1 rRNA gene is annotated in these 1,726 nt (G+C 58.2%); it reads right to left on the reverse strand.

The features are described 5' to 3' along the window. Window positions 1–386 precede the first annotated feature (386 nt). Window positions 387–1,726 (reverse strand): 16S ribosomal RNA (locus J2X60_RS19020); the annotation flags it as partial.

The following is a 1,726-nucleotide window of genomic DNA, read 5'->3' on the forward strand; positions in this document are numbered from 1 at the left end:
CGAGCGATCTAAGATGCTCGCGTCCACTGTGTAGTTCTCAACATACGATCGGCACCACACTCCCCCAGAAGCCATGCTCCCAGCATCATGCGGCCCACCGAAGAACCCAACCAGAACCCAAAGGCCCCAGTCACGGCTCAACCCCCGACCATCACGGTCAGGAAGCCTGGTCCCTCAGGACCCAACAACGTGCACCAGCCGACCCGCTCACCCCCAACCCGTTCCAACCCGAACCACGAAGGCCCGGGCGTACTGAGATCAGGAAGCTGCGCTCCCGACTGCACTGTCAATGTTCCACCCATGAGCTACCGGCGAGAACGTTCGTCTCGATCCGGCGCCTGGACCCACCGTCCCCCGAAGGACACGACGAGCCAGATGCTCCTTAGAAAGGAGGTGATCCAGCCGCACCTTCCGGTACGGCTACCTTGTTACGACTTAGTCCTAATCACCGATCCCACCTTCGACGGCTCCTTCCACAAGGGTTAGGCCACCGGCTTCGGGTGTTACCGACTTTCATGACTTGACGGGCGGTGTGTACAAGGCCCGGGAACGTATTCACCGCAGCGTTGCTGATCTGCGATTACTAGCGACTCCGACTTCATGAGGTCGAGTTGCAGACCTCAATCCGAACTGAGACCGGCTTTTTGGGATTCGCTCCACCTTACGGTATCGCAGCCCTTTGTACCGGCCATTGTAGCATGCGTGAAGCCCAAGACATAAGGGGCATGATGATTTGACGTCATCCCCACCTTCCTCCGAGTTGACCCCGGCAGTCTCCTATGAGTCCCCGCCATAACGCGCTGGCAACATAGAACGAGGGTTGCGCTCGTTGCGGGACTTAACCCAACATCTCACGACACGAGCTGACGACAACCATGCACCACCTGTACACCGACCACAAGGGGGCGACCATCTCTGGCCGTTTCCGGTGTATGTCAAGCCTTGGTAAGGTTCTTCGCGTTGCATCGAATTAATCCGCATGCTCCGCCGCTTGTGCGGGCCCCCGTCAATTCCTTTGAGTTTTAGCCTTGCGGCCGTACTCCCCAGGCGGGGCGCTTAATGCGTTAGCTACGACACAGAAACCGTGGAAAGGTCCCTACATCTAGCGCCCAACGTTTACGGCGTGGACTACCAGGGTATCTAATCCTGTTCGCTCCCCACGCTTTCGCTCCTCAGCGTCAGTTACGGCCCAGAGATCTGCCTTCGCCATCGGTGTTCCTCCTGATATCTGCGCATTCCACCGCTACACCAGGAATTCCAATCTCCCCTACCGCACTCTAGTCTGCCCGTACCCACTGCAAGCCCGAGGTTGAGCCTCGGGATTTCACAGCAGACGCGACAAACCGCCTACGAGCTCTTTACGCCCAATAATTCCGGACAACGCTTGCACCCTACGTATTACCGCGGCTGCTGGCACGTAGTTAGCCGGTGCTTTTTCTGCAGGTACCGTCACTTTCGCTTCTTCCCTACTAAAAGAGGTTTACAACCCGAAGGCCGTCATCCCTCACGCGGCGTTGCTGCATCAGGCTTTCGCCCATTGTGCAATATTCCCCACTGCTGCCTCCCGTAGGAGTCTGGGCCGTGTCTCAGTCCCAGTGTGGCCGGTCACCCTCTCAGGCCGGCTACCCGTCGTCGCCTTGGTGAGCCATTACCTCACCAACAAGCTGATAGGCCGCGAGTCCATCCCCAACCAAAAAATCTTTCCACCACCAGACCATGCGGCCGG

Source organism: Curtobacterium sp. 320 (assembly GCF_031455235.1).
GTDB lineage: Bacteria > Actinomycetota > Actinomycetes > Actinomycetales > Microbacteriaceae > Curtobacterium.